This window comes from Mycobacterium sp., assembly GCF_049281135.1.
Classification (GTDB): Bacteria; Actinomycetota; Actinomycetes; order Mycobacteriales; family Mycobacteriaceae; genus Mycobacterium.
Map to the genome: position 1 here is coordinate 1 of NZ_JBAPRN010000301.1, position 7097 is coordinate 7097.

The window sequence follows — 7097 nt, forward strand, 5'->3', positions numbered from 1 at the left end:
GTGCTGCGGCGTTCCAGCCCGCAGCGAGCGGGGTCGCCGGGTCGTCGAGCCGCACGGCCGCAGCGTAGGTCAGACCACGGGCGCGTTCCAGCGCGACATAGTTGTCGGCCAAGGCGTGCTTGATGCCCTGGAATGCGCCGATCGGCTTGCCGAACTGCTGGCGCGTTTTCGCGTACTCGATCGCGCGGTCCAGCGCGGCGCCGGCGACACCGACCAGGTCGGCGGCCGCCGCGACCAGCGGTGTCGCCAGGGCTGACTCCAGGTCCACCGGAGCGATGGCGACCGCCTGGGCGTCGACCTCGATGTCAGCGACCGGCTGGGCGGGGTCGGTGCATTCGGCCTCGCGCACACTCACGCCATCGCCGACCCGCACGACAGCGGCGACCGGCCCATCGGCCGATGAAGCCAGCGTGACGACGAGTTCCGCGCGGGGGAGGCCGGGCACCGCGACCGCGCGCCCCTTCACCCGCCCGTCCTGCAGCGTCATCGGGACCGCGGGCAGCCGATGGCCCGGTGGGTGAACGGCCAGCGCGGCTACCACGCCGCTGCCGATCTCGGCCAGCACATCGTCGACGGCGGGACCGGCCAGTCGGAGCAGACCCGCGGCCAGGCCGACGCTGGAGAGCAAGGGAACAGGCGCCAGCGCCGCGCCGCATTCCTCGAGGACAACGGTGAGATCCATCCGACCGAAGGAGCTGTCGCCCTCGGCGTTGGGCACGGCGAGTTCGCTCCAGCCGAGGTCGACGACTGTCTTCCAGACAGTGCGCCACCGATCGGGATCCGTGATGGCCTGCCGCGCGACGGCCGGCGGGCATTCGGCGCGCAGGACGTCACGCACGCTGTCGCGCAGCGCCAGTTGACCCGAATTCAGTCCAACGTCCATAAGGCCCCTAACATAATAAAAATAGTAAACTAGCGCGACAAACGTCAATCGCGGCGGCATCCTGACTTCAGCGATCCGAATGGTGGTAGGTAATGGCGGAGTGGTACCTGTTCCTTCCGCAGGTTCGGGTGCCGGTCGCCGATATTGTCGAGCGGGCACGCCACGCCGAGGCCAGCGGGTTCTCCGGCATAGCGTTCATCGACCACCTCGAGGCACCCGGCCTGCCCGACGAAAGCATTTGGGAGGCAATGACCGTCGCCACCTGGGTGGCCGCCAAGACCGAGCGGCTGCGGATCGGCCACCTGGTGCTCTGTGACGCCTTTCGTCATCCGGCGGTGCTGGCCAAGCAGGCCGTCACATTGTCGGAAGCGTCGGACGGTAGGTTCGAGCTCGGCCTCGGTTCCGGGTCCTGGCCCGCGGAGTTCACCAGATTCGATGTCGGGCAACAAGATCCGGTGGCCAGGGTCAAACAACTCGAAGGTCATCTCGAGGTGATGGCCCAATACTGGGGACGCGGTGACGATGCCACCCGCAGCCAGTCGCCGCTTCCCACCCATCCGATACCGCTGATCCTCGGTGGGACCGGCCGGCGGATGATGGAACTTGTTCGCAGATATGCCGATTGGTGGAACATCCCGGCCAACCACATCGACAGGCTGGCGGAGCTGACCCCCGCCGCCGGCCCGGCCCGGGTGTCGATTCAGCAGATGATCGGTTTCGTTCGTAAGGACAGCGATCCGGCCAAGGTGCGTGAGGTCAGCGCGCGGCGATTCGGGAATCTCGGATCAGGCCTGGTTTGTGGCGATGCCGACGAATTGTCCGGACATTTCAGTGATTTGTCCGGTCAAGGGGTCGGGCGGTTCTATGTCTGGTTCGCTGATTTTGCCGCACCGGAGTCGCTGCACGAATTCGGCGAAACGGTGATCAAAACGTTCCCGCAATAGCGGGCGCGGTCATTGACGTCGAGCGGCGCGGCGGCGAGCCTCGTCGGGCACGACGGGCTCGCGGGCGAACGGGCCACGCCGCACCGCGTGCAGCCGGATCTCCGGTAGATCCACTGAGGGGTCCACGGTGTCGAGCCATGCCACGGCGTCGGCGACATCGGCGGCCGCAATGGCGTTCATCTCGAACGGAACATCCTGCAGCATCTCGGTTTCCACCGGTCCTGGCGTCACGATGTGTACGGCGATGCCGTCCCGGTCGACTTCGAGTGCCAGCGCGCGGGCAAACGCGTTCATCCCGGCCTTGGACGCCGAGTAGGCGGTGCGAGCCATCATTGGTTCGTGCGCCGCGGAGGACGAGATGAACACCAGCCGGGAGCCGGGGCGCATCTTCGGCAGTGCGGCCGCGGTCACCACGAAGCAGGAGTCCAGGTTGGCCGACATGATCGTCTGCCACTGCTCGAAAGTCTGCTTGCGCGCGTAAGTCCCGCCCAAGGTGCCCGCGGCGTGCACAACGAGGTCGATCGTCTCCAGCGGGCCGATCGCCTGCTCGAAGCCGCTCGGGTCGGCGGCATCGGCGGCGATGTAACGCGCGCCGATCTCGTCGGCCGCGGCGCGCAGCGGGTCAACCCGGCGTGCCGAAAGCACTACGTCGTAACCCAGTTCGCAAAGCTTGGCAGCGCAGGCCTTACCGATGCCACCACTGCCACCGGTTACCAGCGCGGTTCTCGCACCGATCAGCTCGTCCACGACTTAGAGATGACGGTTGTCCCGCGGGCGGCCCAATGCTTGCGGCGACACCGCGTAGATCCGTTGGTCCGGTCCGGCGGCCAGCACGTGGCTCTGGGTGTCGGACAGATGCCGGGCGGCGATCCGGCGCGCCCGGTCGACGTCGCCGGCCTCGATCATGTCGGCAAGCTTGACGTGTGTGTTGAGCACGGCGCGACGTTTGGTCAGCGACGGGTAGGTGCCCTTGGCGGCGCTTTCGTCGGCCCACTGCTGTTCGTGGCTGGTCCACAGCGTTTCCAGGGTGCCGACGACGGCGATGATCGTGCGGTTGCCGCAGCCGCGGACGACGGAATCGTGGAATCTACGCCCGATTTCGGTGAACTCGGGCCCGTCTTCCAGGTGCGTCTCCATCGCGTCGTTGATTTCTTTGAGCTCGGGCACGATGGTGTCGGCGCGGTCGGGTCGCTGAGCTGCCAGTGCCGCGCACGCGGGTTCGAGTTCCAGGATCGCCGTCCCGAGATCGGCGACGACGACCGACTCACTCTGTAACAGCAGACCCAACATGTAGGCGGCGCTGGTCTTCGCCGGAGCGTGCACGATCGCGCCGCCCCGGTTGCCGCGCCGGACCGATACCAGGCCTTCGGTCTCCAGAATTCGCAACGCTTCTCGCAGCGAGACGAGGCTGACATTGAACTGCTCGACGAGCACTTCCTGGCGGGGCAGCAAATCGCCGTCGGCCAATTCGCCGTCGATGATCTGTCGCCGCAACTCGTCCGCGACGATCTCGGCGATCCGCGGCGCCGACAGTCGACGTCGGGCCTCGGGGCCAATTCCCAGCGCAGTCATCTGATTCCAGCAGCGGAACAGCCGAACGGAGCCACGGCCGCTGCACCCGAGAACTCCATATACTGCAATTTTAGCAGTAATGGCATAATAGCCGCGCTGGTCAAGCGTTCGGTCCGATTGTGGGCGGAGTCCGATCGGCAAATTTACTAAGATGGCATAGACAACAACCCGACGAGCGTAGACACGGAAAAACGTTGAGCGACGGGCACGACAGCCGACCGACACCGCTGGCGGACGTCCGTGTTGTGGAGATCAGCGACCGCATCGCCGGCAGCTACTGCGGAAAGCTGTTGGTCGACGCTGGCGCTGACGTCAGGAAAATCGAGCCGCCACAAGGGGATTGGTTGCGCCAATTCAGCGCGAGCGGATCGGCCATCCCGGCCGGCACAGACTCTCCACTGTTCGGCTATCTCAACGCCGGCAAGCACAGCGTGACCTCGTCGGCTGCCGACCTTCGCTCCGAGCTCGCCGGCGCCGACATCATCGTGGTGACGGCCACCCGCTCGCAGGCGGCCCAGCTGGGCATCGATCCAAACCAGGTGCTGACAGAGTTCCCGCGGGCGGTGGTCGTCACCATCTCCGATTTCGGCTGGACCGGGCCGTACGCCGATCGGGCCGCCAGCGAGTTCACCTTGCAGGCATGGTCGGGCCTGACCGGCTTCCGCGGCGACCCAGCCGGACCACCGATTGCGATCGGTGGCGACCTCGGGGAGTACATGGGCGGGGTGTTCGCCGCGTTCGGTGCCCTGGCCGTGCGCCGCCGCGTCGAGCACGGCGGGCCCGGCGAGCATCTCGATTTGTCGATGCTGGAAGCAATCACGTTGATGCAAAGCGGCGAATGGCTGCACTCGCAGCTGCTGCAGGCGCCGCCGGTGTTACGCACCATCGAAGTCCCGTCGATCGAACCGGCCAAAGATGGCTACATCGGGATCACCATGGTCACCGGCCAGCAGTGGCTGGATTTCGCGGCGATGGTCGACTGCGCGGAGCTGACCGAGATCCCGCAGCTGAGTTTCCAAATCGGGCGGTGGCAGTATCGCGACTTCATCCGGGAGCGGATTCGGCCGTGGCTGGCCGAACGCACCGTCGACGAAGTCGTCGAGCTCGGGCAGCTGTTCCGGTTACCGATCGCGGCGCTGGGCAATGGCGCGACGATCCGGGAAACCACCTACGCCATGGAGCGCGGGGTGTTCGTGGAAAACCCGGCCGGCTTCCACCAGCCGCGCACCCCTTGGTTGATGTCGCAGTGCAGACCCGCGGCGTTGCGCGGCGCACCGGCGCTCGGCGAGGCCGACGCCACCACACCATGGCCCAAGCGCGAGTACCGCGAGCCGCCGGCGGATCCCCGGCTGCCGCTGAAAGGTCTTCGGATTGTCGATCTGACCGCGTTCTGGGCCGGGCCCGCCGCCACGCATCTGCTAGCGGCGTTCGGCGCCGACGTCGTCAAAGTCGAGTCGATCCAACGGCCCGACGGCATCCGGTACTCGGGTGGCATGCGAAAAGACCGCGACGACTGGTGGGAATACGGCTGGGTGTTCCACGCTATGAACACCAACAAGCGTTCTGTGACCCTGGATTTGGGGTCGGACGACGGGCGTCGCCTGTTCAGTGAACTCGTCGCCGATGCCGACGTGGTGATCGAGAACTTCTCCCCACGGGTGATGGACCACTTCGGGCTCACCGCCGACGCCTTGCTGGCGATCAATCCGCGTCTGGTCGTGGCCCGGATGCCGGCCTTCGGGCTGGACGGTCCGTGGCGCGACCGGGTCGGGTTCGCGCCGACGATGGAGCAGATCGCCGGCCTGGCCTGGGTCACCGGACTCGCGGACGGTCCGCCCATCCCGCCCCGCGGTGCGTGTGACCCGCTGGCCGGTGTTCACGCGGCTTTCGCCGTGACGGCGGCGCTGTGTTTCACCGACCGCACCGGACTCGGTCAGCTCGTCGAGCTGCCGATGATCGAGACGGTATTGAACGTCACCGCCATTCAGCCGATGGAAGCCGAGGTATTCGGCGTCACGCTGAGCCGGCGGGGCAACCGTGGACACGGCTGGGCCGTCCAGAACCTCTACCGCTGCGCGGGCGACGACGACTGGGTCGCCGTCACCGTCGACACCGACGACCAATGGCTGGCGCTGGTCGACGTGATGGGCCGCCCGTCGTGGACCGGCGACGACCGGTTCGGCACTGTCACGGGTCGACGAGCCCATGCCGACGAGATCGACCGGCAGCTGCAGCATTGGTTCGGCGGCCAGGATTTGCGCCGTGTAGTGGATGACCTTGCCGCTGTGGGCATTCCGGTCGCACCGGTGGTGTCGCCGTCGTTGGTCACCGAGAACGATCAGCTCAACGACCGCGGGTTCTTGGAGACGCTCGAGCATCCGCGCACCGGTTCGGGCCGTTACCCGCGCCCGCCGTTCGCCCCACTTGATGGACAGCGCGCGTGGCTGATGCGTCCGCCGCCTACGCTCGGCGAGCACAACGACGAGGTGCTGCGGGGCATGTGCGGGCTCACCGACCAAGAACTCGCCCGTCTGGCATCGGCCGGGGTGATCGGCACGCGGCCCAAAGGGCTGTGAAATTAAGGAGTAAGCGATGCGCGTAATCGTCGACGAAACGTTGTGTGAAGCCAATGGATTCTGCGAATCGTTGGCGCCGGACATCTTCGTGATCGGGAAATCCGACGTGGTGCACGTCGCCGACGCTGACGTGCCGGAGCATTTGAAGATCGACGTCGCGGCCGCGGTGGACCAGTGCCCCAAGGCCGCGCTGCGATTGGTCGACTGAGAGCGCCTACCGCGGCCTCAGCGTTATCGGCATCTCGTCGTAAATCGACATGTTGGTGGTCAGATTCGGGTAGGTCACCCGGGCCGGTCCGAGAGTGAAGCCGTCGCCGCGCAGCAGCAGTTCATCCAGTACGGCGCGGATCTCGGCGCGGGCCAGCATGGCGCCCAGGCAGTGGTGCGCTCCGCCGCCGCCGAACGCGACATGTGGGTTGGGTTGGCGGCCGATGTCGAACGTGAACGGCGCATCGAAGACCTCTTCGTCGCGATTCGCCGAACGCAACATCGACACCACCCGCTCGCCCTTGGGGATGTGCTGACCGTCCATTTCGATATCGATTTTGGTGCTGCGGGTCCAGTACGCCACCGGTGACGCCCAACGCAGCACCTCCTCGACGGCGCTGGACCGCACGGACTCGTCGTCGCGGTACCGCTCGATCTGTTCGGGATTCGCGACGAACGCCTGCAGTCCGATGGCGAGCGCGTTCTTGGTGGTGTCGCTGCCGGCAAACGCGAGCACGAAGAAGAAGAACTCGAGTTCGTTTGCGGCCAAGCTGAATTGCTCACCGTCGTCACCGGTGATGACGCCGGACGCAATCGTGCTCCAGATGTCGTCGGCCGGATTGCGCCGTTTCTCGGCGGTGAGCTCCATCGCGTAGCTGAAGATCGACGCGAACACGTCGGTGTCCATCTGGGCGCCTTTGGATTGCACCTTGAGAATGTGATCGAACCCGTCGAAGATCCGCGGCCGGTCCTGTTCCGGAATGCCGATGATGTCGCCGATGACGGTCATCGGCAGCGCGTCGGCGACATCGTCGATCCAGTCGCCGCTGCCGCGCGCAAGCAGGTCGTCGATCATCCGCGACGCACGGGCCCGAATGCCGTCTTCGAGCTTGGCGATCGCCCGCGGCGTGAAGG

7 protein-coding genes are annotated in these 7097 nt (G+C 66.3%); 3 read left to right on the plus strand and 4 right to left on the minus strand.

What is annotated here, in order from left to right:
• A partial coding sequence (locus WAN02_RS12240) for an acyl-CoA dehydrogenase family protein (protein WP_422264436.1) occupies positions 1-883 on the minus strand: 883 nt, incomplete at its 3' end.
• 92 nt (positions 884-975) lie between these two features.
• Here WAN02_RS12240 and WAN02_RS12245 point away from each other — a divergent pair.
• The gene (locus WAN02_RS12245; RefSeq protein ID WP_422264437.1) at positions 976-1827 is read left to right on the plus strand and encodes an LLM class flavin-dependent oxidoreductase; all 852 of its coding nucleotides are present in this window, start codon (positions 976-978) and stop codon (positions 1825-1827) included.
• A 9-nt stretch (positions 1828-1836) separates the two neighbouring features.
• Here the strand turns inward: WAN02_RS12245 and WAN02_RS12250 are convergent, their stop codons facing one another.
• Positions 1837-2565 carry an SDR family NAD(P)-dependent oxidoreductase gene (locus tag WAN02_RS12250; protein WP_422264442.1) on the minus strand — a complete coding sequence of 243 codons (729 nt, stop codon included), beginning with the start codon at positions 2563-2565 and terminating at the stop codon, positions 1837-1839.
• 12 nt (positions 2566-2577) lie between these two features.
• A complete protein-coding gene (locus tag WAN02_RS12255) occupies positions 2578-3399 on the minus strand; it encodes a FadR/GntR family transcriptional regulator (RefSeq protein WP_422264438.1) in 822 nt (273 codons plus the stop codon).
• 194 nt (positions 3400-3593) lie between these two features.
• On the opposite strand from WAN02_RS12255, the gene WAN02_RS12260 reads away from it, so the two are divergent.
• The gene (locus WAN02_RS12260; protein WP_422264439.1) at positions 3594-5975 is read left to right on the plus strand and encodes a CoA transferase; all 2382 of its coding nucleotides are present in this window, start codon (positions 3594-3596) and stop codon (positions 5973-5975) included.
• Between the two features lie 16 nt (positions 5976-5991).
• Complete coding sequence (locus tag WAN02_RS12265; protein ID WP_325688507.1) at positions 5992-6183, plus strand: ferredoxin; 192 nt, start codon at positions 5992-5994, stop codon at positions 6181-6183.
• A 6-nt stretch (positions 6184-6189) separates the two neighbouring features.
• On the opposite strand, the gene WAN02_RS12270 is transcribed toward WAN02_RS12265, so the two are convergent.
• On the minus strand, positions 6190-7097 hold a 908-nt coding region (locus WAN02_RS12270; RefSeq protein ID WP_422264441.1), incomplete at its 5' end, for a cytochrome P450.